22 protein-coding genes and 2 pseudogenes are annotated in these 22454 nt (G+C 73.1%); 11 read left to right on the plus strand and 13 right to left on the minus strand.

Features of this window, described 5'->3' with window-relative positions:
- Positions 1-224 (plus strand): annotated as a pseudogene (locus tag ACLQ2U_RS28115) (hypothetical protein); the annotation flags it as partial.
- An 86-nt stretch (positions 225-310) separates the two neighbouring features.
- Here ACLQ2U_RS28115 and ACLQ2U_RS28120 read toward each other — a convergent pair.
- Positions 311-1816 (minus strand): ATP-binding protein, encoded by a 1506-nt coding sequence (locus ACLQ2U_RS28120; protein ID WP_425753921.1) that lies wholly within the window; start codon positions 1814-1816, stop codon positions 311-313.
- Between the two features lie 261 nt (positions 1817-2077).
- Here ACLQ2U_RS28120 and ACLQ2U_RS28125 point away from each other — a divergent pair, with 261 nt between their 5' ends.
- A complete protein-coding gene (locus ACLQ2U_RS28125; protein WP_425753990.1) occupies positions 2078-2596 on the plus strand; it encodes a hypothetical protein in 519 nt (172 codons plus the stop codon).
- 103 nt (positions 2597-2699) lie between these two features.
- On the opposite strand, the gene ACLQ2U_RS28130 is transcribed toward ACLQ2U_RS28125, so the two are convergent.
- The 3 genes from ACLQ2U_RS28130 to ACLQ2U_RS28140 all read right to left on the minus strand — a co-directional run bounded on the left by ACLQ2U_RS28130 (position 2700) and on the right by ACLQ2U_RS28140 (position 6413).
- Positions 2700-3902 carry an alanine--tRNA ligase-related protein gene (locus tag ACLQ2U_RS28130; RefSeq protein ID WP_425753922.1) on the minus strand — a complete coding sequence of 401 codons (1203 nt, stop codon included), beginning with the start codon at positions 3900-3902 and terminating at the stop codon, positions 2700-2702.
- Between the two features lie 257 nt (positions 3903-4159).
- Positions 4160-5308, minus strand: a complete 1149-nt coding sequence (locus tag ACLQ2U_RS28135) for a fatty acid desaturase family protein (protein ID WP_425753923.1) — start codon at positions 5306-5308, stop codon at positions 4160-4162.
- A 13-nt stretch (positions 5309-5321) separates the two neighbouring features.
- Positions 5322-6413 (minus strand): ferredoxin reductase, encoded by a 1092-nt coding sequence (locus ACLQ2U_RS28140; protein WP_425753924.1) that lies wholly within the window; start codon positions 6411-6413, stop codon positions 5322-5324.
- Positions 6414-6496: 83 nt separating this feature from the next.
- Here ACLQ2U_RS28140 and ACLQ2U_RS28145 point away from each other — a divergent pair, with 83 nt between their 5' ends.
- The 3 genes from ACLQ2U_RS28145 (at position 6497) to ACLQ2U_RS28155 (ending at position 9388) form a co-directional block, all read left to right on the plus strand.
- On the plus strand, positions 6497-7717 hold the full coding sequence (locus tag ACLQ2U_RS28145; protein ID WP_425753925.1) for a PucR family transcriptional regulator: 1221 nt from the start codon (positions 6497-6499) through the stop codon (positions 7715-7717).
- A 79-nt stretch (positions 7718-7796) separates the two neighbouring features.
- Positions 7797-8600 carry an Imm10 family immunity protein gene (locus tag ACLQ2U_RS28150; RefSeq protein ID WP_425753926.1) on the plus strand — a complete coding sequence of 268 codons (804 nt, stop codon included), beginning with the start codon at positions 7797-7799 and terminating at the stop codon, positions 8598-8600.
- A 128-nt stretch (positions 8601-8728) separates the two neighbouring features.
- Positions 8729-9388: an HNH endonuclease family protein gene (locus tag ACLQ2U_RS28155; RefSeq protein ID WP_425753927.1), complete on the plus strand. Its 660-nt coding sequence runs from the start codon at positions 8729-8731 to the stop codon at positions 9386-9388.
- A 152-nt stretch (positions 9389-9540) separates the two neighbouring features.
- On the opposite strand, the gene ACLQ2U_RS28160 is transcribed toward ACLQ2U_RS28155, so the two are convergent.
- The 8 genes and pseudogenes from ACLQ2U_RS28160 to ACLQ2U_RS28195 form a co-directional block, all read right to left on the minus strand.
- On the minus strand, positions 9541-10122 hold the full coding sequence (locus ACLQ2U_RS28160; RefSeq protein ID WP_425753928.1) for a rhodanese-like domain-containing protein: 582 nt from the start codon (positions 10120-10122) through the stop codon (positions 9541-9543).
- 84 nt (positions 10123-10206) lie between these two features.
- Positions 10207-10532 (minus strand): annotated as a pseudogene (locus tag ACLQ2U_RS28165) (rhodanese-like domain-containing protein); the annotation flags it as partial.
- Positions 10533-10534: 2 nt separating this feature from the next.
- A complete protein-coding gene (gene helR, locus ACLQ2U_RS28170; protein ID WP_425753929.1) occupies positions 10535-12628 on the minus strand; it encodes an RNA polymerase recycling motor ATPase HelR in 2094 nt (697 codons plus the stop codon).
- Between the two features lie 255 nt (positions 12629-12883).
- The gene (locus ACLQ2U_RS28175) at positions 12884-14128 is read right to left on the minus strand and encodes a glycosyltransferase (RefSeq protein ID WP_425753930.1); all 1245 of its coding nucleotides are present in this window, start codon (positions 14126-14128) and stop codon (positions 12884-12886) included.
- 298 nt (positions 14129-14426) lie between these two features.
- Complete coding sequence (locus tag ACLQ2U_RS28180) at positions 14427-14564, minus strand: hypothetical protein (RefSeq protein ID WP_425753931.1); 138 nt, start codon at positions 14562-14564, stop codon at positions 14427-14429.
- 106 nt (positions 14565-14670) lie between these two features.
- The gene (locus ACLQ2U_RS28185; protein ID WP_425753932.1) at positions 14671-14856 is read right to left on the minus strand and encodes a helix-turn-helix domain-containing protein; all 186 of its coding nucleotides are present in this window, start codon (positions 14854-14856) and stop codon (positions 14671-14673) included.
- Positions 14857-14943: 87 nt separating this feature from the next.
- The gene (locus tag ACLQ2U_RS28190) at positions 14944-15984 is read right to left on the minus strand and encodes a TRM11 family SAM-dependent methyltransferase (RefSeq protein WP_425753933.1); all 1041 of its coding nucleotides are present in this window, start codon (positions 15982-15984) and stop codon (positions 14944-14946) included.
- A gap of 139 nt (positions 15985-16123) precedes the next feature.
- On the minus strand, positions 16124-16468 hold the full coding sequence (locus ACLQ2U_RS28195; RefSeq protein ID WP_425753994.1) for a hypothetical protein: 345 nt from the start codon (positions 16466-16468) through the stop codon (positions 16124-16126).
- A gap of 216 nt (positions 16469-16684) precedes the next feature.
- Here ACLQ2U_RS28195 and ACLQ2U_RS28200 point away from each other — a divergent pair, with 216 nt between their 5' ends.
- The 3 genes from ACLQ2U_RS28200 (at position 16685) to ACLQ2U_RS28210 (ending at position 19631) form a co-directional block, all read left to right on the plus strand.
- Positions 16685-16831, plus strand: coding sequence for a hypothetical protein (locus ACLQ2U_RS28200; RefSeq protein WP_425753934.1), 147 nt, complete (start codon positions 16685-16687; stop codon positions 16829-16831).
- 98 nt (positions 16832-16929) lie between these two features.
- Positions 16930-17451: a hypothetical protein gene (locus ACLQ2U_RS28205; RefSeq protein ID WP_425753935.1), complete on the plus strand. Its 522-nt coding sequence runs from the start codon at positions 16930-16932 to the stop codon at positions 17449-17451.
- 368 nt (positions 17452-17819) lie between these two features.
- Positions 17820-19631 (plus strand): protein kinase domain-containing protein, encoded by a 1812-nt coding sequence (locus ACLQ2U_RS28210; RefSeq protein ID WP_425753936.1) that lies wholly within the window; start codon positions 17820-17822, stop codon positions 19629-19631.
- Positions 19632-19700: 69 nt separating this feature from the next.
- Here the strand turns inward: ACLQ2U_RS28210 and ACLQ2U_RS28215 are convergent, their stop codons facing one another.
- Entirely contained in the window at positions 19701-20039 is a 339-nt protein-coding gene (locus tag ACLQ2U_RS28215) for an STAS domain-containing protein (protein ID WP_425753937.1), read from the minus strand.
- Positions 20040-20272: 233 nt separating this feature from the next.
- Here ACLQ2U_RS28215 and ACLQ2U_RS28220 point away from each other — a divergent pair, with 233 nt between their 5' ends.
- From ACLQ2U_RS28220 to ACLQ2U_RS28230, 3 genes are all read left to right on the plus strand, one after another.
- On the plus strand, positions 20273-20779 hold the full coding sequence (locus tag ACLQ2U_RS28220; RefSeq protein ID WP_425753991.1) for a MarR family winged helix-turn-helix transcriptional regulator: 507 nt from the start codon (positions 20273-20275) through the stop codon (positions 20777-20779).
- A 146-nt stretch (positions 20780-20925) separates the two neighbouring features.
- Positions 20926-21282, plus strand: coding sequence for an STAS domain-containing protein (locus tag ACLQ2U_RS28225; RefSeq protein ID WP_425753938.1), 357 nt, complete (start codon positions 20926-20928; stop codon positions 21280-21282).
- 6 nt (positions 21283-21288) lie between these two features.
- Entirely contained in the window at positions 21289-22023 is a 735-nt protein-coding gene (locus ACLQ2U_RS28230) for an ATP-binding protein (RefSeq protein ID WP_425753939.1), read from the plus strand.
- The last annotated feature ends 431 nt before the right edge of the window (positions 22024-22454 follow it).

A 22454-nucleotide genomic window follows, 5' to 3' on the forward strand; every position in this document is an offset into this window, starting at 1 on the left:
TCCGCCCCGGCAACTCCACCTGGTACCTGACCAACGGCACCACCAGCACCGACCACGAGTTCATCTTCGGCCACGGCCCGTCGGGTGACGTCGCCGTCCCCGGCGACTGGAACAAGGACGGCAGCGACACCCCCGGTGTACGCCGGCCGAGCAACAACACCGTCTACCTGCGCAACGCCAACAGCGGTGGCGGAGTCGACGAACAGTTCATCTACGGCATCTGAACTCGTCAAACACGACGGCGGGGCCCGGACACCACACCGGGCCCCGCCGTCGTGGCCCGAGGTCGAAGTCGACAGCCGTACCGTCGTCAGCCGCGGCGCAGCCCGGCGACGGCCTCTCGGAGGTCATCCTGACTGATCGGGCCGGCCGGCGCACCTTCCGTCGCCTCCCGCATCGCCTTGGCAAGCTGCACCCGGCGCAGCACCTCCCGGATGTCCGCGCCGCAGAGGCCGGGGGTGAGGGCGGCCAGCCCGCGCGGGTCGACGTGGTCGGCGAACATCCGGAAGCCGGGCCGTTCGTGCCGGTCGATCAGCTCGCGGATCATCTTGGCGATGATCTCCGCGCGGCCTTCCTCGTCGGGCAGCGGGATGGCCAGCTTGACGTCGAAGCGGCCGGAGCGGATCAGCGACGCGTCGACCCGCTGCGGGAAGTTGGTGGTGGCCACCACGATGACGTCCGGGTTCTCCTCGAACAGCGTGTTCATCTCCTGCTTGAAGATGCCGGCGACCGCGTTGACCGCCTGACTGGCCGCGTCCCCGCCGGCGCCGGCGTAGCTGATGATGCTGTCGAACTCGTCGAAGAGCATCACCGTGGGCTGCCGGTAGCCGCGGGCCTCGCGGAAGATCTGCTTGATGTTGCGCTCCGACCCGCCGAGGTACTTGTCCAGGATCTCCGGGGTGCGGATCTCGCGGAAGTCGGCGCCGATCTCGTTCGCGAGGGCCCGGGCCAGCATGGTCTTGCCGGTGCCCGGCGGGCCGTACATCAGGATGCCCTGCGGGCGGCGGGCGCCCCAGCGGGCCATCACCTGCGGGTGCCGGAACGACACGGCGATCTCCCGGAACCGGGCGACGACCTCGTCCAGGCCGCCGACCTGGTCGAGGGTGACCGTCGCGGTGCCCGACGGCGTGCCGGCCGGCTCGGGCCGCCGGTCGACCGTGTACGACCGGCCGCGCAGCACCCGGGGCTCCGGGGTGTCGCCGGTCAGCTCCCGGACCACCTGGAGCACCAGGGCGACCATCGCCCACAGGTGCGCCGGGGTGACGTCCTCGCTGGGCACCGCGCCGCGGACGGTCACCGCCCGGCCGCCCGGTGCGGCGTCGTGGTCGATCTCGGGGCGCAGGTCCCGCGCCTCGGCCTCGCGCAGCACCGCCGCGCCGACCGCGTCCCGGGTGGGCTCGGCGAGCGCGGTGGCGGCGGGTGAGCGTAGCCCGAGCTGCCGGGACGCCTCGGCGGCCCGCCGACCGGCGCCGGCGACCACCCGGCCGGCGAACGGGTCACCGGCGGCGAACCGGTGGGCGAGCAGCAGCCCGGCCGGGCCGGCCAGGCCCAACGCGAGCAGCCCCACCGCGGCCGGCGGCGGGCCGGCCCGCAGGTGCGCCTCGAACCGGTGCACCCGCCGCCCGTCCCGCGTGGCGGTGTGCAGGCGCAGGCGCAGCTGGCGGACCGGTGCGGGGAAGGTGGCGTCGGCCAGCAGCTCGACCGGGCCGGTGCCGGCTGCGGCCAGCAGGCCGGCGGCGTCGACCACGGTGACCCGGGCGCCGAGCAGGTCCCGGGTCTCGGTGTCCGGCCGGAGTGCGTACCCGTGTTCCGTCATGCGCCCACGTCCCTCGCCGCTGGGGTGCCCCGGTGGCCAGTCTGACACCCGCCCACCCGCGCTGCCACCGCCGGCGGACGGCGGCGGGTGGAGGCCGCCGGGGCCGTCGGGGAGGCCGGGGCCTACCGTTTCCGGGAGAACCACCCTGCGGGCGGGACGGGGAGAGGTGGCAGTGTGTCGGGTGGAACCAGGGTCGCCGCGCCGGCGAGGCCGGCGCGGGTGGTCACCGAGGTGTTCGCGCCGGCGGTGTGGGCCGCGACGATGCCGCTGGTCATCGCGCTGCACGCCACCGCGCCGGCGTGGCTGGACGGCCTCGGCTGGGGGTTGTTGACGGTGCTGTTCAGCGCCGTCGTGCCGTACGGGATCGTCTTGTTCGGGGTGCGGCGCGGCCGGCTCACCGACCACCACATCGGGGTACGCGAGCAGCGGCGCGGCCCGCTCGTCGGCGGGCTGCTGTCGGTGCTGGCCGGCCTCGCGGCGCTGGTGCTGCTCGGGGCGCCCCGACCGCTGGTGGCGATGGTGGTGGTGATGTTCGGGGTGCTGCTCGTGGTCACCGCGGTCAACCAGGTGTGGAAGCTCAGCGCGCACGCCGCGGTCTCGGCCGGGGCGGTCGCGGTGCTGGTGGTCGTCTTCGGACCGGCCCTGCTGGTGGCGTTCGGGCTGGTGGCGCTGATCTGCTGGTCCCGGGTGCGGCTCGGCGACCACACCACCGGCCAGGTGCTGGCCGGGTCGGCGGCCGGAGTGCTGCTGGCCGTGCCGACCTGGCTGCTGCTCACCTGACCCGTCGCTCCGGCACGGCTGGTCACCGGACACCTCCCCCGAGGGTGGTCCGGCGCCGGCGCTCCGGCGGCGGTCCACAGCGGACACCCGGCCGGCGTCGAGATCAATCAACCTCCGGCGATGACAGTCCCGGCCGGTCCGGCGCCCCGAGCAGCGCGTCGACCAGGTCGCGCGGCAGGCCGTGGGTGTCGTGCAGCCAGCGGTAGTCCTCGTCGGTCAACGGTCCCCGGGAGCGGCGGCGGTCGACCACCGGGCGTCCCCGGCGCAGCAGGCCACGGAACCGGCGTTCCTCGTCGGCGAGCACCTCGCGGACCAGTCCGACGTCGGTGCCCTGCCGGAACCGGTGGACGGTGTCCCGGTACGGCGCGGTGGGCAGCTCGGAGAGGGTCCGCGTCGGGTCGTCCCGCCACAGGTCGGTCAGCGCCCGACGGACCAGCCGGCGCAGCACGTACCCCCGTCCGGTGTTCGACGGTCGGGTCCCGTCACCGACGACCACGACCGCGGACCGCAGGTGGTCGCAGACCCGGCGCAGCGGCTCCTCGTCCAGCCGCCAGCGGTCCGAGACGCTCTCGACCCAGGGCCGCAGGCCGTCGCCGGTGAACACCGAGCGGTCACCGCGCAGGACCATCTCCAGCCGTTCCAGGCCCATCCCGGTGTCGATGTTGGGCTGCGGCAGCGGCTCCAGCCGGCCGTCGTCGTGCCGGTGCCAGCCCATCCGTACGTGGTTCCAGACCTCGGTCCACCGGTGGTCGGTGCCGGGCGTCCCGGTGGGCGGCCCGTCGCCCGTCCAGACGAAGATCTCCGAGTCCGGCCCGCACGGCCCGGTCGGGCCGTTGGACCACCAGTTCTCCTCCCGGTTCGCCTCGACCGGCACGCCCAGCGCGGTCCAGGTCCGCCACGCGGTCTCGTCCGGTCCGAGCTGGTCGTCGCCGCCGAAGACCGTCGCGTACAGCCGGCCGGGGTCGACGCCGAAGCCGTCGCAGAGCAGCTCGTGGCCCCAGCGGATGCTCTGCGCGATGTCGTAGTCGCCGAGCGACCAGGAGCCGAGCATGTCGAAGACGGTCAGGTGGGTGCGGTCGCCGACCTCGTCCAGGTCGGTGGTGCGCAGGCAGCGCTGCACGTTGGCCAGGCGCCGGCCGGCGGGGTGGGGGTGGCCCGCCAGGTAGGGGGTGAGCGGGTGCATCCCGGAGGTGGTGAAGAGCACCGGGTCACCCGGTGGCGGGACGAGTGAGCTCTCCGGCGCGTACCGGTGGCCGCGACGGCGGTAGTGGTCGACGAAGGTGTGGACGATCTGGTCGGGTGTCATGGCGGTGGCCTTCCGGGTCGGTGCGACCGGGAAAGGGTCCGCCGCGAGCGCGGCGTCGCGGGATGACAGGACGCCGGCGGACCGTTTCCGGTCGCCGGCGTGGGTCGGGAGATCAGGCGGCGGCGGCCGGCGAGCGGGAAGCTCGCGCGGCGGCGGCGGTGGTGCGCCAGATCTGCATGTCCCGACAGTACCCGGGGCGCGGCGCCGCCGCCCACCGCTTTACCCGTGGTGGGGGCGGCGGTCGCCGTCGTCGCCGGTCAGGCTCCGGACGGGGCCAGGGTACGGGTGGACAGGTCCTCGGCCGGCGCCGACCGCGCCGAGTCCCGGGTGGGCAGAGAGAGCCGGATGACCTTCCACCAGGCGGAGGCGACCTGCTTGGGCAGCGGGCCGGTGGTGTACTTCAGCCCGTACCGGTCGAACAGCGCCCGCACCTGCGGGGCGATCTCCTGGTAACGGTTGCTGGGCAGGTCGGGGAAGAGGTGGTGCTCGATCTGGAAGGACAGGTTGCCGGTCATGATGTGCATCAGCTTGCTGCCGCTGATGTTGGCCGAGCCGAGCATCTGCCGCAGGTACCACTCGCCGCGGGTCTCGCCCTCGATGGACGACTTCTCGAAGGTCTCCACGCCCTCCGGGAAGTGCCCACACATGATCACCGAGTGGCTCCACAGGTTGCGGACCAGGTTGGCGGTGAAGGTGGCGGCCAGGGTGCTGAGGAACGACGGGCCGGACAGCAGCGGGTGCACGACGTAGTCCTTGAGCACCTGACGGCGGATCTTGCGGCCGACGGCCCGGGCGCGGGCCCGGAACTCCGGGGCCTTGTGCCGGCCATTGCGCAGATTGCGTCCCAGATCCAGGTCGTACGCGGCGATGCCGTACTCGAAGAAGCAGGCGTTGAGGAGGTTCCACAGCGGCTGTCCAAGGTAGATCGGGTGCCACGGCTGGTCCTCGTCGACGCGCATGATGCCGTACCCGAGGTCGTTGTCCTTGCCGACCACGTTGGTGTACGTGTGGTGCAGCTGGTTGTGCGAGTGCTTCCACTGCTCGGCCGGGGAGACGTGGTCCCACTCCCAGGTGGTGGAGTGGATCTTCGGGTCGCGCATCCAGTCCCACTGGCCGTGCAGGATGTTGTGGCCGATCTCCATGTTGTCCAGGATCTTGGCCACCGACAGGCCGGCGGTGCCGATCACCCAGGCGGGCGGGAAGAGCGAGAAGAGCAGCACGGCGCGGCTGCTCAGCTCCAGCGTCCGCTGGGTCTTGATCACCCTGCGGATGTACTTCGCGTCGCGCTCGCCCCGGTCGGCGATCACCCGGTCGCGGATGGCGTCGAGCTCCTTGCCGATGATCTCGATGTCCTCGGCGCTCAGGTGGGCGATCGGGTTGTCGGACTTCTTCTGGATCACGGTCACGTCCGGCCTCCTGTCAGAGATCGATGTCGCAGGTACCGGCCGCCGCCGACACGCAGGTCTGGATGAGTACGCCGTCACCGGGGACGGCGGTGGTGATCTCCCCGTTGCGCAGGTCCCGGACGGCGCCCTGGCGCAGCGGCAGGACGCAGCCGTAGCAGATGCCCATCCGGCAGCCGGACGGCATCAGCGCCCCGGCCGCCTCCCCCGCGTCCAGGATGGGGGTGGCGCCGTCGGCCCGCACGCTGAGGCCGGCGCGGGTGAAGGTGACGGTGCCGCCCTCGCCGGGCGAGATCACGGTCGGCCGGAACCGCTCGGTGTGCAGCCGGTCCGCGACGTCGGCCGACCGCCAGTGCTCCTCCACCGCGTCCAGCATGCCGATCGGGCCGCAGGCCCAGGTCTGCCGCTCCAGGTGGTCGGGGACCAGCCCGCCGAGCTCGTCGACGCCGAGCAGCCCCGCGGTGTCGGTGTGCCGCTCGACCAGCCGGATCGCGCCCTGAGCGGCCAGTGCCCGCAGCTCGGCGCCGAAGACCACGTCGGCCGGGGTGGGCGCGGAGTGCACCACCACGACGTCCGAGCGGGTGTGCGCGCCGGCGCGCAGCATCCCCATGACCGGGGTGACGCCGCTGCCGGCGGTGAGGAACAGGATCCGGTCCGAGGCCGGGTCGGGCAGGACGAAGTCCCCCTGCGCCTGGTCGAGCTGGACGATGGTGCCGGGCCGGACCCGCCGGACCAGGTGATTGCTCACCTTGCCGTCGGGGATCGCCTTCACGGTGACCGAGAAGCGGCCGTCGGCGCGGTCCGGCGCCGAGGTGACGGAGTACGCCCGCCACTGCCGGACCCCGTCGACGTCGACGCCGACGCGGACGTACTGCCCAGGGACGTGGCCGCGCCAGTCCCGGCCGGGCTGGATGGTCAGCGTGGCGGCGTCGGGGGTCTCCGGGTCGACGGCGATGATCCGGCCGCGCAGGGCGGTGCCGGAGCGCAGCGGCGCGACCAGGTCGAGGTAGTCCCCCGGCAGCAGCGGGGTGGTGACCGTCTCGGCCAGCCTGAGGAGCCGGTCCCGGACGGTCACCTTTGCCGGGGGACGCGGGACGGTGGTGGTCATATGACCAGCCTGGCCGCCCGTTCGCATAACATCTTGACCAGCGAAGGTGAATTGAGCATAGGTTTTTGTTCGGAGGGAACAACATGTCGGACGGCTCCGGGGCCGCCAGCCACCGCGCGGCCCACCTGAAGCTGGACGAGCGGGTGGCCGACCGGTTGCGGGTCCGGCTGCCCGTGGTCGCCGAGCGGACGGTCTCCGCGATCACCGGCGAGGTGCCCGACTACTCCGGCACCCTCACCGGCCAGATGCGCGACAAGATCGAGAACGCGGTACGTATCGCGCTCGGCACGTTCCTCCAGCTCATCGAGCGGGCGGAGGCCGCCGACCCGAGCACGCCGCTGAGCCGGGCGCTGGAGGCAGCGTACGCCCTGGGCAGCGGCGAGGCCCGCTCCGGACGGAGCATGGACGCGCTGCTGGCCGCGTACCGGGTGGGGGCCCGGGTCGCCTGGCGGGAGGTCTCGACCACCACGGTGCAGAGCGGGCTCTCCGCGGAGACGGTGGCCGAGTTCGCCGAGCTGATGTTCGCGTACATCGACGAGCTGTCGGCGGCCAGCGTGGCCGGGCACGCCGACGAGCTGGCCAGCGCGGGCCGGGTCCGCCACCGCTACCTGGAACGGCTGACCCAGCAGCTGCTCGCCGGCGAGCCGGAGGACGTGCTGCGCCGCAGCGCCGAGCGGGCGGAGTGGCCGACGCCGCAGACGCTGACCGTCGCCGTGCTCCCCCGCAGCAACCTGCGCGGTGTGCTCGCCGTGCTGAGCCCGTACACCCTGGAGAGCGGCGAGGACCTGCCCGGCGTGGAGCTGGCCGAGGAGCCGGCCGTGCTGCTGGTCCCGGACATGCACGGCGGTCGCCGCCGGCAGCTCGCCGGGGTGCTGCACGGGCACCGGGCGGTGCTCGGGCCGGCCCGGGTGTGGACCCGGGTCGCCCAGTCGTACCAGCGGGTGGCGCGCGCGCTGGCGCTCGGGCTGGCCCGGCCGGAGGGGGACGTGCCGCTGGACACCGAGCAGCACCTGGCCCGGCTCGTCCTCAGCACCGACCCGGAGGCTCTGGCCGACCTGCGCGCCCAGGTGCTCCAGCCGCTGTCGGCGCTGCCCCCGGCGACCGCGCAGCGGCTCGCCGAGACGCTGCGCTCCTGGCTGCTGCACCAGGGCCGGCGCGACGACGTCGCCGCGGACCTCTTCGTACACCCGCAGACGGTCCGTTACCGGATGGGCCGGCTGCGGGAGCTGTACGGCGACCGGCTCAACGACCCGGGGACGGTGCTCGACCTGACCCTGGCGCTGGCCTTCCTCCCGCAGGAGTGACCCGTCCGCCACCCCGTATCCTGCGCGGAACCGCCGACCGGGTCGGAGCGGTCGACGGCGCGACGGGGAGGGTACGCACATGCCGGTGGGCTTCCTGGTGAGCGTGCGGGTCGGCGACGGTCAGGCCGACCCGGCCGGGATGTTGGCGTCGGCCGCTCCGCTGCTCGGCCCGCACGGCATCGAGGTGGACCGCAACGGTCGGCTGCTCTTCTTCAAGGCCGAGGACCCGGCCGCGCTCGCCGTGCTGGCGGAACCGCTCACCGCCTGGTGGCAGGGGCACGGGACGGCGGCGGACGGCGGCCAGGTCGTCCTGCGGTTCGTCGGGCTGCACGGCGTCAACGAGATCACCTACTGCCGCCCCGACCTGGCCGTCGACCTGGTCCGGCACACGATCCTGGCCGAGGCCGGCCCGTTGTACGGTCCCGGCGAGGCGCCGGGCCCGGTGCGCCGGGCGGCCGCCGGGCTGGTGCGCCGGGTCCGCACCGCCTTCACCGCGACCGAGGTACGCACCGTCGAGGAGAACGGCGTGTTCTGCGTGACGCTGGCCGGCCGGGAGCTCGACGACGCGCCGCGGAGCCTGGAGTTCCAGGCCGTCGACCCGGGGCACGACTACTACGACCCGGACGACGACGAGGGGCTCTGCCTGGTCACCGAGCGGCACGCGCCGAGCTACGGCGGAGTCGTCGCCCTGCGCCTGACCGACCGGGCGCTGCGCCTGCGGCTGACCCCGGCGGCGGCCGCCGACCTGGGGCTGCGGGCGACCGGGCTGGTCGTCCGGCTGCGCCTGGACCAGCCGGCGCACGAGGAACTCCGCAACGGCCTGCGCCGGGCGTTCGCCCTGGCGAAGGCCGTCGACCCGGCGCCTCGCCTCGACCTGGGCTGATCCCCCGTTCGGAATTTCGGAGACACTCCGTCCCCCGTCGTTCACAAATCCGACCTTGTGAACGAGTTTCAACTCTGTCTATATGGGAGCGGGCAGTCGCCCAGCCCTCCTCACCTGGACGGAGCACCATGACCCGTACGCTGCGCGCGACGGCGATCACCCTCGCCGCGACCCTGTCCGCCACCCTCGGCCTGGTCCAGCCCGCCTGGGCCGCCAGCTACTCGGCCTCCCTGCAGACCGCGGTCGCCGGCCTGCCGGTCGCCACGGAGGTCCGCACCGGCTACAACCGGGACCTCTTCCCGCACTGGATCGACGCCGACGGCGACGGCTGCCACACCCGCAACGAGGTGCTGCTCGCCGAGGCCGTCTCATCCCCCACCGTCAGCGGCACCTGCACGCTCTCCGGCGGACGCTGGTACTCCTACTACGACAATGCCTACTGGACCATCACCAGCGACCTCGACATCGACCACATGGTCCCGCTCGCCGAGGCCTGGGACTCCGGCGCGCGCAACTGGACCACCAGCCGACGCCAGGCGTACGCCAACGACCTCGGCGACCACCGCCCGCTGGTCGCCGTCACCGACAACGTCAACCAGGCCAAGGGCGACCAGGACCCGGCCACCTGGATGCCGTCGTACAGCTCCGCCCGCTGCCGCTACGTCAACGAGTGGGTCGCCACCAAGATCCGCTGGCGGCTCACCGTGGACAGCGCCGAGAAGAGCGCCCTGAGCAGCTGGGCCAACTCCTGCCCGAACAGCACCATCTCGGTCACCTACGCGTACTGACCGGTGGACCGTCCGGCCCGCCACCCGCGGGCCGGCCGGTCCACCGCCGGTCGCCGGCTCATGACCACGATCATTCCCCGTCGGGACGGGCCGGGACCACCGGGTGACGCCGATCAGCACGGCGAGCCCGAGGGTGAGGACGAGGCTCGCGCTCATGACCGGGTTCCCCTTGTCGGCGCCTCGCGCAGCTGGCCGACGATCGTGTCGAGGTCGCAGCGGACGCCCCGGTTGTAGGGCAGCCGGCCGAGGAGCATCCCCATCGCGCAGGTGTTGGTGACGGCGGCGAACGTGAGCCCGGCGCCGATGACGCCGGCGACCCACTTCAGACCGGGGACGAACACCGAGCCGAGGACGCTGGCCAGCACGATGGAACCGGCGACCAGCCGGACCTGTCGCTCCAGGTCCCAGCGCGGCCGGCCCAGCCTGACCGGCGCCCCGACGGCCCGCCAGGCCGTCATCCCGCCGTCGAGCACCTTCAGCCGGGGCAGGCCGACCCCGGCGAGTGCCTGCCCGGCCTGGGCGGCGCGTCCGCCGGAGTGGCAGATCAGCACGACATCCTCGTCGAGGTGGTGGCGCAGCTCCTCGCGGTGCTCGCGGAGCAGGTCCAGCGGGACGTTGTACGCGCCGGGGATGTGCGCGGTCTCGAACTCACCGGGGGTGCGCACGTCGAGCAGGCGCGGCCCCCGGCCGGAGTCGATCAGCGCGCGGAGGCTGGTGGCGTCGATGGTGGTCATCTCTTCTCATTCCTGTACTGGGCACGGGGCCTGGAGGCATCGGGGCGCGGCCGGAGGCGGCCCGCCCGGAAGGGTACGTACGGGTCAGGAGGCGCCGGTCATGGCGACCCCGGCGGCCGCGGCGTGGGCGAACATGTCGTCGATGACGACCACCTCACGCCCGGCGTTGACCAGCAGCGACGCGGCCGCTGTGGCGCGGTAGCCGGAGCCGCAGTGCACCCAGACGGCAGGCTGACCGTGCCGGCGAGGTGGGACGCGGCGTACGCCTTGCGGTTGCGAAGGTCGACCACCCACTGGCCGGCGGCGATCCGCTGCCGCAGCTGCGTCGCGTCGGCCCGGGTCACCGGGGGGAGGTCGACCGGTGCGGGACCGGCGGCGTTGGCCACCCCCATGTACGCGTAGTACGCCGGGATCAGGAGCTCGTGAGGATGACGAGTTGCTGGGTCGCTCGGGTCATCGCGACATAGCGGTCGACCGCTCCTTCGATGCCTTTGCCGAATGCCTCTGGGTCGATGAGGACGACCAGGTCGAACTCGAGCCCCTTCGACAGCTCCGGGGTCAGCGACCGGACGCGGGACGTCGTCCGGAATGTGGGATCGCCGATGACGCAGGCGATCCCGTCGGCGTGCGCGGCGCGCCAGGTGTCGAGGATCGAGCTCAGATCAGAAGCAGATCCGTGTACGACGGGGACGCCGCCGCTGCGGATGGAGGTCGGCACGTTGGCGTCCGGGAGCACGGCCCGGATGACCGGCTCGGCTTCCGCCATGACCTCTTCCGGCGTCCGGTAGTTGATGCTCAGGGAGGCCAGGTTGATCCGGCCGAGCCCGATCCGCTCGAGCCGTTCCGACCACGACTCCGTGAACCCGTGCCGGGCCTGGGCGCGGTCCCCGACGATGGTGAAGCTCCGCGACGGGCAGCGGAGCAACAACATCTGCCACTCCGCGTCGGTCAGTTCCTGAGCCTCGTCCACGACGATGTGCGCGAACGGGCCGGCGAGCAGGTCCGGGTCGGCGCCCGATAGTCCGGACTCGTCGACCAGGGCGTCCCGCAGATCCTGCTGGCGCAGCATCGTCAGCAGGCCTTCGCCGTCGTCATAGACATCGGCCTCGATCAGGTCGTCGACGACCCTGGCCATGCGCTCGCGTTCGGCGGCGACCGCGGCGTCGTGCCGACGCTGACGTCGGGAGGCCTCCGGGTCGCCGAGCCGCTGCCGGGCCGCGTCCAGGAGCGGCAGGTCGGGCACCGTCCAGGCCTGGGCGTCGGCGCGCTGCAACGTCCGAACGTCGTCGGGGCTGAGCCAGGGAGCGCACTTGCGCAGATAGGCGGGTACCGACCACAGGTCTCCGACAAGGTCGGCCGCTTCGAGCAGCGGCCACGCGCGGTTGAAGGCCGTGCGCAGCTCCTTGTTCCGCAGCAGCGACATGCGGACCAGGTCGGCCGGTTCCTCGCCGTCGTGCTTGTCCACCAGGATCGTGAGCAGTTCCTCCCAGATCTGGTCGCGTGCCTCGTTGTGCGGGGTTCCGGGTTCTCGTGCTTCGAACGCCTCGGCCCAATCGTCGGCGCTCAACCGGATGTCGGACGAGTCGGTCGTGACCGTCATCCCCTTGGTCGGCGGCTCCTCGTAGAACCGGACGGCCGTCTCGATCGCCTTCACCAGGTCCGCGGACGACTTCAGGCGGGCCACCTCCGGGTCGGTCTCGATCGCGGCGGCGGCTCCCTCGGCGACGAGGTCCCGCAGGGTGCAGATCTGCACGTCCTCCTCTCCGAGGCTGGGCAGGACGTCGCCGACGTAGGCCAGGTACGGCTGGTGCGGACCGACGAACAGCACGCCGCCCCGGCGGTGACCGAGGCGAGGGTCGGAATAGAGGAGGTAGGCGGTGCGGTGCAGCGCGACGACCGTCTTCCCCGTACCCGGACCGCCGTCGACGACGAGAGCGCCGCGGGATCCCGCTCGGATGATGGCGTCCTGGTCGGCCTGGATCGTGCCGAGCACGTCCCGCATGCGGTTCGACCGGTTGCCGCCCAGACTGGCGATGAAGGCCGACTGGTCGTCGAGCGCGGCGGCGTGCCCTTCGAACCCGTCCGCGGTGAACACCTCGTCCCAGTAGTCGCTGATCCGGCCGCGGGTCCAGCGATAGCGGCGGCGGCTGGCCAGACCCATCGGGTTGGCGTGGGTCGCTCCGAAGAACGGCTCAGCCGCCGGGGAGCGCCAGTCGACCAGCAGCCGACGACCAGCGCTGTCCGTGAGGCCCTGTCGTCCGACGTACACCGGCTCGGGGTTGTCCGCGCTGACCATGCGTCCCAGGCACAGGTCCAAGCCGAAGCGACGCAGTTGTCGCAGGCGAGCGGCCAGCCGGCGGACCTCCTGGTCGCGGTCCACCGCCTGCCGGCCCTTGCCGCCGGGCGCCTTGCGGGCGGCGTCGAGGCGGTCGGACAGGTCGGCGAGCTGTTGCTCCAGGCTTGCCGCGATGGCCGCGAAGTGCCGCCCGTCGCCGGCGATCAGCATCGGGTCGGCCTTGGGAGAGAGGTGGCCGGGAAGGTCAAACGCGCTGGTAGTAAGGGGATTCAATTCATCAGTTCCGATCTGAGGTCGCTTGCAACCATTGCGCGCAGCAAGGCGTCTGCACCGCGGCGTGACGAACCTGGTGGCCATGACGAGCAACGCTCCGCCTGACGTGGACCCCGTTGCCGCTGTCGATTCAGGTCACCAGGGTTTGCAGGGTCTCGCGTTCCGGGTCCTGGCTCGACGATCCCGCGTGGTTCACGCGGACACTGGCGGCCTTTCCCGGCTGACCGCGTCGAGCAGCAGCGTCGCGGCCACCGTCGCCCCGTCGGTGCGGATCGTGCCGGCCACGGCGGTCGCTCGTGCGCGGGTCTCGGGGGTCAGGGTCGTCCTGAGCGCGGCTGACAGGGACTCGGTGGTCGGAGTCGGACCATCGTGTGCCGTGCCGATGCCCAGGTCGGCGACCCGGCCGGCCCAGTATGTCTGGTCCACTGCCTGCTGGGGTACCACCACCTGCGGAGCGCCGGCCCGGGCGGCGGTCGTCGTGGTACCCGCGCCGCCGTGGTGCACGACGGCGGCGATCCGCCCGAACAGTGCCTGCTGGTTGACCTCGCCGACGACAAAGCAGTCGTCCCGGTCGTCGATCAGGGCCAGGTCGGCCCAGCCGTGGGCGACGAGTGCGCGGCGGCCCTGCGCGCGGATCGCCTCGATGGCCACCTGGGCGGCGTCCGTCGAGGCGCCCATGGGCATGCTGCCGAAGCCCACGTACACCGGTGGTGTGCCGGCGTCCAGGAACGCCACCAACTCGGCCGGGAGTGGGCGTTCGTCCGGCAGGATCCACGCGCCGGTCTGCACGACGTTGAGGTCCGCCGGCTCCTGCCACGGGCCTAGGGTCGAGTCCGCCGCCAGCCACGGCTGGTCGGTGAAGGCGTAGTCGCGGACGTTGTCCACCGGTGGCAGGCCGATCGCCGCCCGGTGGGTGTTGAGCGCCTCGCCGAACAGCGCGTTCGCGCTCTGGGCGTCCAGGTCCCACAGCACCCGGTTGTCGGTCACGTCCGGTGGGAACGGCCGGCCCGGCCGCGGGTGCGGCGGGTGGTGCGGCGACGGCAGGGTGGTCGGCTGGTAGCTCGCGTACACGTAGCGGATGCCCAGTTTCTCGGTCACCGACCGCGCGCCGGCCGCGGCCGGCAACAGGCCGGTCGCCACCAGCGCATCACACCCCTCGGCCGCCGCGGCGACCGCGTCGAACTGCGCGGCGATCAACTCGGCCGCGCGCCGGGGCACGTCCGCCGCCGACGGCGGCGTCGCCCCGGTCACCATCGCGCGCACCGATTGGCCGAATGGCACCAGCGGCACGCCGACACCGGCCAGCCGCTCCGCGAACTCCTCGTCCGGCGGCGCGCACACCCGCACCTCCGCGCCGAGTGCCCGCAACCGCACCGCGAGTCCCACCAGCGGTTCGACGCCCCCGCGCGAGTCATACGTCGACAACAACACACGCATTTCGTGACTTCCATTTCTGCAGGTTCTGGCCTCGGCCGGCAATTCTGCGGCACGACCCGGGTCTTGCCGCAAGTCCCCCGGTGCGGTATATGTTGAGAGTGGAAGGGAGTGGGTACTTCCCTTTCCCTTGATCGTCGGCTTGACGGACAACCTCCCCGCGAAGCGACGGCGCGCCGCGTACGGCGTACCGTCGGCCTAGGAGGATCTCTCATGGGCCTACGGATGCAGCCGCGGAACGAGAAGTTCTTCACCCTCTTCAGCAAGGCCGGCTCGAACGTCGTCGAGAGCGCCGCAATTCTCATGGAGCATGGCGGAGTCCGTATTTTTCGGGTTCCACGTAGCTGTTCGCCAGCAGTTGCTCCCGGAGGTCCGCGAGATACTCGTCGATCTTGGACCCTCTGAACTCCTCATCTGACGACTCTGCGTCTTCCGTCATTCCTCGACGGTATGCGAAGGCCTAAAGCCGAGAAGGCCGGATTCAGGGCGAACTCGTGACCGCAGCGCACTCACGCCCCTCTATTGCTGGCTTTCGCCCTCTCCGGTCAGTTCCGGCTGCTATGGCTTCGCCGGGCCCCGTTCTGGGGGAGCAGGTCGCTGGCCCTTCGGGACACGTTCCACCGGGCCAGTATCAGCACGCACCACACCACCCGGGCACACCCGAACGCCTGCGCCAACGACACCTGCTGCTCCCGGGTCGGATAAACGCGGTAGCGGTAACGAAGCTGCACACCGCAGAGCCTGACACCGGCCTATGACAGAACCCGCGCACCCGGCGCCCGCTGGGGTGCGGCACCGCGACGCGCGGCCCTGAGTGGTCAGTCGGGCTTGCGGGCGACCAGGATGTCGCGGACGATCGCCTGGTCCACCCGGTGCCGCAGCGCCAGGTACGGCTCGGCGTCGAGGACCGTCAGGCCGGTGTCGGCCAGGACCGTCGCCGCGTCCTCCCGGCGGGCCACGTTGGTGTTCCACGAGATGCCCAGCGCGCCTCCGGGTCGCAGCACCGTCGCCCAGACCGGTGCGGCGGCCTCCAGCAGCGCCAGCGGATCGCGGGTCAGCCCGGCGTCGGCGGTCCGGCTGCCGTGCTGCACGCCGTACGGCGCGTCGGCCACCACCAGGTCGACGCTGCCGGGCCGGAAGAAGTCGCCGGTCCGGGTGGTGTCGGCGTTCACCACGTCCAGCAGCTGCACGTCGCCGGCCTTGTGCGCGTCCTTCGACGGCGCGAGCTCGGCCCGCAGCCGGCGACCGACCACCTTCCGCTCCCGCCGCACCGGCCCCGACTCCAGCACCCGGTGCTTGATCCGCTTCTGCTTGAGCCAGGTCGTGATGAACGCCCGGTACGCCTCGAAGTCCTTCTGGTCGCGGTCCACACCGGCCGCGTCGAAGCCGTACATCAACGCCTGGTTGAGGGTGGTGCCGCGACCGCACAACGGGTCGAGCACCCGGAATCGCCGCTCCAGCAGCTCGCCGGCCCATGCCGAGCCGAGCAGGGTCACGTTGAGCAGCAGCTTGGTGAACTGCTCGTTGGTCTTGCCCACGTACTTCTGGATGGTGATCAGGTCGTCGTCGTAGCGGTCCAGCCGGCGCAGGTCCACCGGGCGCATCAGCTCGCCGGCGAACTCGAAGAGGGCGTAGGCCGCGGAGAGGTTGCCCAGCAGCGCCGCGTCCCGGGCGTCCAGCCCGTCCGCCTCGAACGTCACGTAGCGGGCGCCGCCGACGGTGGCGGTCCCGAGGCCACCGATCCGACCGCCGAGCACCGACCGGCTGAAGATCTCCAACTCGGCCCGGGTGAGGTCGACGGCGGACTGGGCGTACACCCGGTTGGTGGCGGGCAGGATCAGCAGTCCGTAGCGGCTCATGGTCGGGCTACTGTCTCACAGCGTGGCCGGCCACCTCGCCCGGACCGGCCGGACATCGACCGGATGCCGGCCGGTCAGCGCCGCAGCGGCGCCGCGGGACCCGTAGCACTCGAGCCACTCGCGGTCGACCGCATGGTCATCAGCCGGAGGGTAGGCGTCCGGCCAGGTCGGCGCGGGGCGCCTGCGCGCGGTAGACGCGGGGTGAGACGCCGGCGGTGCGGCTGAAGGCGACGCTCAGCGCGCTCTCCGAGCCGTAGCCGACGGCGTGGGCGATGCAGCCACCCCGAGGTGCGCTGCCGGCCGGGGCACCGTCCGGGCGGCCGCGCTCGACCTGGCCGACCTGCCGTCGGTGGACGCGTTCGTCGCGGCGTGGCACGGCCCGCTCGACGCGCTCGTCGTCAACGCCGACATCATGACGATCCTCACCCGGGAGGGCTGGGAACTCCAGCGCGCCACCAACCACCGGCCACTTCGCCCTCGCCACCGGCCTGCACGACATCCTCCGGGCGTCCGGGTCGGCACGGGTCGTCGTGGTCAGCCCGGGCCTACCTGGCCTGGCCGTTCGACGTCGACGACCCGCAGTTCGCGCGCCGCCCGTACGACCCGTGGGCGGCCCACGGCCAGTCGAAGACCGCGGACGCGCTCCTCGTGGTCGGCATCACCCGGCGGTGGGCGGAGGAGGGATCACTGGGTCGAGGGGGTGAGTGGCCGCTACTTCGACGACAACCAGGAGGCGGAGGTCGTGCCGGGAGGCCCGGAGGCCACCGGCGGGGTGGCCCACGCCGTCGACCCGGCCGTCGCGGACCGGCTCTGGGCGTACGCCGAGAAGACCCTGGCCTCGCGCTGACCGCGACGCGCCGGCGCGCGTCCCGTCGGGGCTGCCGGGCGGCCACCGCCCGGGTTCCGGCGAGGTGGGACCCGGCGGCGGCGGCGATACTGTCGCGCATGACCTCCGCGTCCCGGAACCTGTACCTGGTGGTGAACGACTACGGGATGGGCGGCGTCTGGTGGTGGGTCCGGGCCACCTCGCCCGAGGAGATCGTCCAGACCCTCGCCGAGGTCGAGGTGGTGACCGACGGGTCGACGGTCCGCCAGGCGGAGGGATGGTCCCTGGACGAGGCCGATCTGGACGCCCTGACCGACGACGTCCTGGTGGCGTTGCGCGACCGGCGGGCGGCACACCGGGACCGGCCGGGTTTCGGCGCGCTGGCCGGCCGGCAGCGCGTCTACCTGCGCGACGACGAGCCGGAGAACGAGGGGGTGGTCTTCCTCGCCGAGCACGGTCCGGACGGCCGACGCCTGCGGCAGGTGGAGTTGCTGCCGGACGGCGACGCGCTGCGGACTGACGACTGGCCGTTCAACCCGCCGGTCGACCTGCTCGACCCCGACCAGGCCGCCAGGGAGATCGACGCGGAGGAGTTCGAACAGGCCTGGCGCCGGGCCCGGCCGGACCCGGACGCCTGGTGAGGCCGGGGGTGTTGCCCACCGGCGGGTAGGGCACCTGAACAGGGCAGACACATCGGACGCAGGTCGACGATGCCCGCACGAGCACGCCGGTGACCACGTGTGCGTCCCGTCCAGCATGCCGAGCTCCCGCTGCCACCGCTGCACCTGCTCGCGGCCGGTGAGGGTCTCCGGTTCCCCGCCCGCTCATGGCGGTGTCGACGACCGCGGTGTCGGCGAACGTCACGGTCAGGGCGTCCCAGGCGCCTCCTGGTGGCCCAGGAACGTCCCGGCCGGTGGTCGGCCGGTGGTCGTTTCCGCTGATGAGGTGCGGGGTACCTGAGCCCGGGGACGAGGGGCCGTCGCGACGAGGCGCCGAGGGGGGTGGGCACATGCCGCTGCTGGGCGGACGCTACCGGCTGGTCGAGCCGGTCGGCCAGGGTGGCATGGCGGTCGTCTGGCGCGCCGACGACGAGCTGCTGCACCGTACCGTCGCGGTGAAGCTGCTCGCCCCGCAGCTGGCCAGCGATCGCCGCTCCCGGGAGCTGATCCGCGCCGAGGCGTACGCCGCGGCCCAGCTCAACCACCCCCACATCGCCAACGTCTACGACTACGGCGAGGCGCGCCAGCGCGGATTCCGGCGGGTCCCGTACCTGGTGATGGAGTTCGTCCGGGGCGACACCCTCGCCGCCCGGCTGCGCGCCGGCGGTGCGCTGGACTGGCCGGAGGCGGTGCGGGTCTGCGCGGACGTGGCGGCGGCACTCGCCGCCGCGCACGCCGAGGGCCTGGTGCACCGGGACGTGAAGCCCGACAACGTGCTGCTCTCCCCGACCGGCGTCAAGCTGGTCGACCTCGGCATCGCCCTGGCCGTCGGCCAGCGGTCCGTCGGCGAGCAGGGCGAGGTGCTGGGCACCCCGCGCTACATGGCGCCCGAGCAGGTGAACGGGGACCCGGCGGTGCCCGCCAGCGACGTGTACGCCCTCGGCCTGCTGCTGCACGAATGTCTCACGGGCGCGCCGCTGCACAGGGGCGCCACCGTCGCGGAACTGGTCGCCCGGGACCACCTGGCCCACGCCGCGTCGGAGCCCGACGTGCCGGGCCTGCCGGAGCCGGTCAGCCGGCTGCGCCGACGGTGCCTGGCGCCGGAGCCCGTGGATCGGCCCACCAGCGCCGAGGTTGCCGCGCTCCTGGCCGAGACGGTGGGGAGGCGGCCGGCGACAATCGTCGGGCCGGCCGTCCCGCGGGCCGCCGCGCCCGAGCAGGTCCTCACCACCCGGCTCGCTGCGCCGGCGAGCCGCTCCACCCAGCCGGTCCGGGTTCCCGCCATTGGACCGGCGGCGGGCGACGGACCGCCGCGACGGAGCGTACGCCGGGGACTGCTGCTGGCGGCCGCGCCGGCCACCGCGCTGACCGCGCTGACCGCGGTGCTCGCGGCCCAGCTGCCCGGACTGACCTCCGCGAACGACGCCGCCGAGGGCGCGGGCACGGGAGTCGCCTCGCCGGCCGCGGGCTGCACCGCGCGCTACACCGCGGACCGGGCCCCGGACGCCACGTTCCGGGCGGACCTCACCGTCACCAGCACGGGACCGCAGGCCCCCCAGGCGTGGATCCTCTCGTTCGCGCTCCCCGCCGGGCAGCGGCTGACCGGCAGCAGCGGGGACGTCCGGCTTCGGCAGCGGGCCGGCACCGTCACGGTCGACGTCGGCCGGGCGGCTCCCGCGGGCACCGCGACGATCGGCCTGCGCGGCACCTACGACACCACCGCCGCCGGGGGCGAACCCACGGGCTTCGCGCTCAACGGCCTGCCCTGCGGGCGGGCGTCCACGTCGATCACCTCGACCACCACGGGCTCCCTGCCGGCCGACGACCAGGGCGGCGTGAACGGCCCGGGCGGGGTGTCGGGCGGCGGATCAGGGGGCACCGCTCCCGGGGCCGACGGCCGGGACGCGGACGGCCCCTACGCCGGCGACCCGTCCCGGCCCGTCGACGTCCCCTCCGCACCGACGGCGGGCCCGGCGTCCTCCCAGAGCGCCGCGACGGCCGCGCCGCAGCGTTCGCGGACCGCCGGGGAGCCCTCGCCGACCGGGACCACCGCACCGCCGGACACCCCGGGTCCCGTCGAGTCGACGGAGACCGGCGGCGAACCCGCCCCGACCAGCTCCACCGGGGACGCCCCGGCCGCCGAACCGTCGGCGACGCCGTGAGCGCCCACCGCGCGCCGGGCTGACCGAAGCCTGGCGGTCGGGTCGGCCCGGCCCCGAGCGGCAGAGCGGTCAGCCGGGCGCGCCGTCCGGACCGGCGTCGATGCCGCCGAGCAGGCCGAGCAGGCCCGCGGCGAAGAGCTGCCGCCGCACCGGCGGGGTGAGATTCTCCAACCGCAGCGCGCCGCCGCGCACCTCGACGGCCCGTTGGCAGGCCACCAGGGTGCCCATGCCGGAGGAGTCGATGAAGGTCAGGTCGGCGACGTCGAGGACGACCCGTCGTACCGAGTCGGAGGTCAACGCCGCGATGACGGCGTCATGCACGAGCCCGGCCGTGGCGACGTCCATCTCCCCGTGCACCCGGATCCGCACAGCGGAACCAGCATGAGCCGTGTCGATCGTCAACTCCACGCCCGCCCTCCGTCCGTCATGCGACCCGCCGCCGGAACCTGCACCCGTGCAACGAGACGGCCGGGCGTCAGGGTACTGGGCGGTGCGCCGGATCACACCCGCGTGGTGCCCGGCCGGGCGCTCCCCGGCTCCCCGGCCAGCGCTCATCGCGGAGCAGAGCGCCACGCGGCCCGCTTGGGCAGCCGGGCCAGCCACTGCCGAGATTTAGCTTGCATCCATGCAATCATTGCGTGGTGGAACTGCACGGCGAGCCGTCGCCCCTCGGTGACGACGACCTGGTGGACGGCCTCTCGGCGCTCAGCCGCGCGGTGGTGGCGATCACCGCCCGGACGCTGATGTCGCTGGACGTCGAGATCACTCTGCCGCAGCTCCGGACGCTGGTCATTCTGGCCGATCGCGCACCCCTGCGCACGGTGGACCTGGCAGCCGCCCTGCGCGTGCATCCGTCCACGGCCACCCGGACCTGCGACCGCCTGGTGCGACGGGGACTGGTGGCCCGACACCATCGACCCACCGACCGGCGGGTCGCCTGGCTGATGCTCACCGAGGCTGGCAGGGCCCTGGTCGGCGACGTCATGCGACGCCGCACCGAGGAGCTCCGCCGCCTGCTCCGCACCGCCGACTCGGACCGCCCGCACTCCCCCACCGAACTGATCAACGCCGTCGTGGTCGCCGCCGGGGAGCCGACCGAACGGGAGTGGTGGCAGCGCTGGGAGCAGTGCACGGCAAACCCCACCTGATACCCGATCCTCAGCTGGGCCAATCCCTGCGCCAGGGTGACGAATCCCTCTGCTCGTCGGAATCGCCGGGGCGGGTACCGTTGCCCGACAAAAGGTACCTGCAAGAGTGCAGGTATCCGTCAGGCCCAGGTCGGAAGGAGGGCCTCATGTTCGACATCCGGTCCTCCGGTGAGGGGCCCGCTCCCCGGACGCTCTTCCTCTCCGGGGAACTGGACATGTCCTTCTCCGGTCACCTGCACGAGGTCGTGGAGGCTACTCTCGCGGCGACCACCACCGAGTGGGTGATCGTTGACCTGCGGGACACCACCCTGATCGATTCGAGCGCGGTCAAGGAGCTGGTCGACGTCCATCGGTCCGCCGCCCGGCAGGGGCGGGTGCTGATCCTGCGCAACGCCCGCGGGATCGTCGCCGACGTGCTCCGGATCACCGGGGTGGCGACCACACTCGGCCGTCCCGGCACCAGACCGACCGGCACGATCTACGGCTCGTTGAACGGCGGCTGACGCCCGGTGGCAGCGACCTGGACGGTCCTTCGCGACTTCCGCAGCGGCAGCACCCGGATCACGATCGGGGGCGGCCTCACCGCGGAGGCGGAGCCGCACCTCGCCACCCTGCTGACCGGCGCCAGCCTCGACGCTCCGCTGACCCTCACGGTCGACCTCGACGCTCTGACGACATCGGACGCCGCGCCCGTCGCCGCGTTCCTGGCCAGGTGGGCCACCGCCCGGGGCGACGGACCGGAACTGATGATCTCGGCGAACCCCCTGACCCCCACCGGCCGGTTGCTCCGCGCCACCCTCAGCCGGCACGCGGTCCTCGGTGTGGTCGACGACCTCACCGGGCCCACCCCAGCCGATCCCCGGCGGGCGCACCTGTGCCTGCCCGCCGACCGGCAGTCACCCGCCGCAGCCCGTCGGCTCGTCGCCGGACACTGCCGAGCCTGGGGCATGCACGCGGCGGTCGACCGGGCAATGGTCGTCGCCTCCGAGCTGATCAGCAACGCCGTCCAGCACGCCGGGACCGATGTCGACATCGCCGTCGCCGCCGCTGCGGGCTCGGTGCGGATCAGCGTCCGGGACCGGGGCGCCGAGGCCCCACGGCCCGCCGTCGCGAGCGACCCCGGTCCGGTCTCGGAGGGCGGTCGCGGCCTGCCGATCGTCGCCGCGCTGGCGGCCGACTGGGGATTCTTCGCCTTCGGCGACGGCAAGACCGTCTGGGCCGCCATCGACAACGCCGACGGGTGATCCGCCAAGGGTCGCTGGTGCCGGCTCCCGAGCACCCGTACGAGTAACGCGGGAGGTTCCCGCCGGGCCCACGTCCGTGCTGCCCGTGGGCCCGGCGACAGGCGGGCGGCGACATCCACTCCCGACTGGTCGTCACGTGCGACCGACGCGGGTGGGGAGCCCCGGGCGCTCAGGTTTCCCGGGCCCGCCCTCTCCCCCCACTACCGGTTCGGCCGGCGGTCGGGTGGTCCCAGCCGCCGCGTGCGCGCCCAGGACATCGACCTGGACGTCAGCCATGAGGCCGTGGAATGGCTGGCCAACCAGGGCTACCAGCCCGGTACGGTGCTCGGCCGCTGCGACGCAGCATCCAGAACTGGAGGACCGGCTGTCGAACCTGCTCGAGGACCGCGCGAATCCGGGCGACGCCATCAAGGTCAACGTCGTCGACGGCG

The organism is Micromonospora sp. DT47 (genome assembly GCF_049844475.1).
In the GTDB taxonomy this organism is placed as follows: Bacteria; Actinomycetota; Actinomycetes; order Mycobacteriales; family Micromonosporaceae; genus Micromonospora.

Bases quoted from the DNA above. Each gene is read 5' to 3' on its own strand.
- ACLQ2U_RS28155 (WP_425753927.1), top strand. From the start codon at position 8,729: ATGACCCGTACGCTGCGCGCGACGGCGATCACCCTCGCCGCGACCCTG.
- ACLQ2U_RS28160 (WP_425753928.1), bottom strand. From the start codon at position 10,122: ATGACCACCATCGACGCCACCAGCCTCCGCGCGCTGATCGACTCCGGC.
- ACLQ2U_RS28175 (WP_425753930.1), bottom strand. From the start codon at position 14,128: ATGCGTGTGTTGTTGTCGACGTATGACTCGCGCGGGGGCGTCGAACCG.
- ACLQ2U_RS28130 (WP_425753922.1), bottom strand. From the start codon at position 3,902: ATGACACCCGACCAGATCGTCCACACCTTCGTCGACCACTACCGCCGT.
- ACLQ2U_RS28150 (WP_425753926.1), top strand. From the start codon at position 7,797: ATGCCGGTGGGCTTCCTGGTGAGCGTGCGGGTCGGCGACGGTCAGGCC.
- ACLQ2U_RS28210 (WP_425753936.1), top strand. From the start codon at position 17,820: ATGCCGCTGCTGGGCGGACGCTACCGGCTGGTCGAGCCGGTCGGCCAG.
- ACLQ2U_RS28120 (WP_425753921.1), bottom strand. From the start codon at position 1,816: ATGACGGAACACGGGTACGCACTCCGGCCGGACACCGAGACCCGGGAC.
- ACLQ2U_RS28140 (WP_425753924.1), bottom strand. From the start codon at position 6,413: ATGACCACCACCGTCCCGCGTCCCCCGGCAAAGGTGACCGTCCGGGAC.
- ACLQ2U_RS28190 (WP_425753933.1), bottom strand. From the start codon at position 15,984: ATGAGCCGCTACGGACTGCTGATCCTGCCCGCCACCAACCGGGTGTAC.
- ACLQ2U_RS28180 (WP_425753931.1), bottom strand. From the start codon at position 14,564: ATGACGGAAGACGCAGAGTCGTCAGATGAGGAGTTCAGAGGGTCCAAG.
- helR (WP_425753929.1), bottom strand. From the start codon at position 12,628: ATGCTGATCGCCGGCGACGGGCGGCACTTCGCGGCCATCGCGGCAAGC.
- ACLQ2U_RS28145 (WP_425753925.1), top strand. From the start codon at position 6,497: ATGTCGGACGGCTCCGGGGCCGCCAGCCACCGCGCGGCCCACCTGAAG.
- ACLQ2U_RS28205 (WP_425753935.1), top strand. From the start codon at position 16,930: ATGACCTCCGCGTCCCGGAACCTGTACCTGGTGGTGAACGACTACGGG.
- ACLQ2U_RS28225 (WP_425753938.1), top strand. From the start codon at position 20,926: ATGTTCGACATCCGGTCCTCCGGTGAGGGGCCCGCTCCCCGGACGCTC.
- ACLQ2U_RS28125 (WP_425753990.1), top strand. From the start codon at position 2,078: ATGCCGCTGGTCATCGCGCTGCACGCCACCGCGCCGGCGTGGCTGGAC.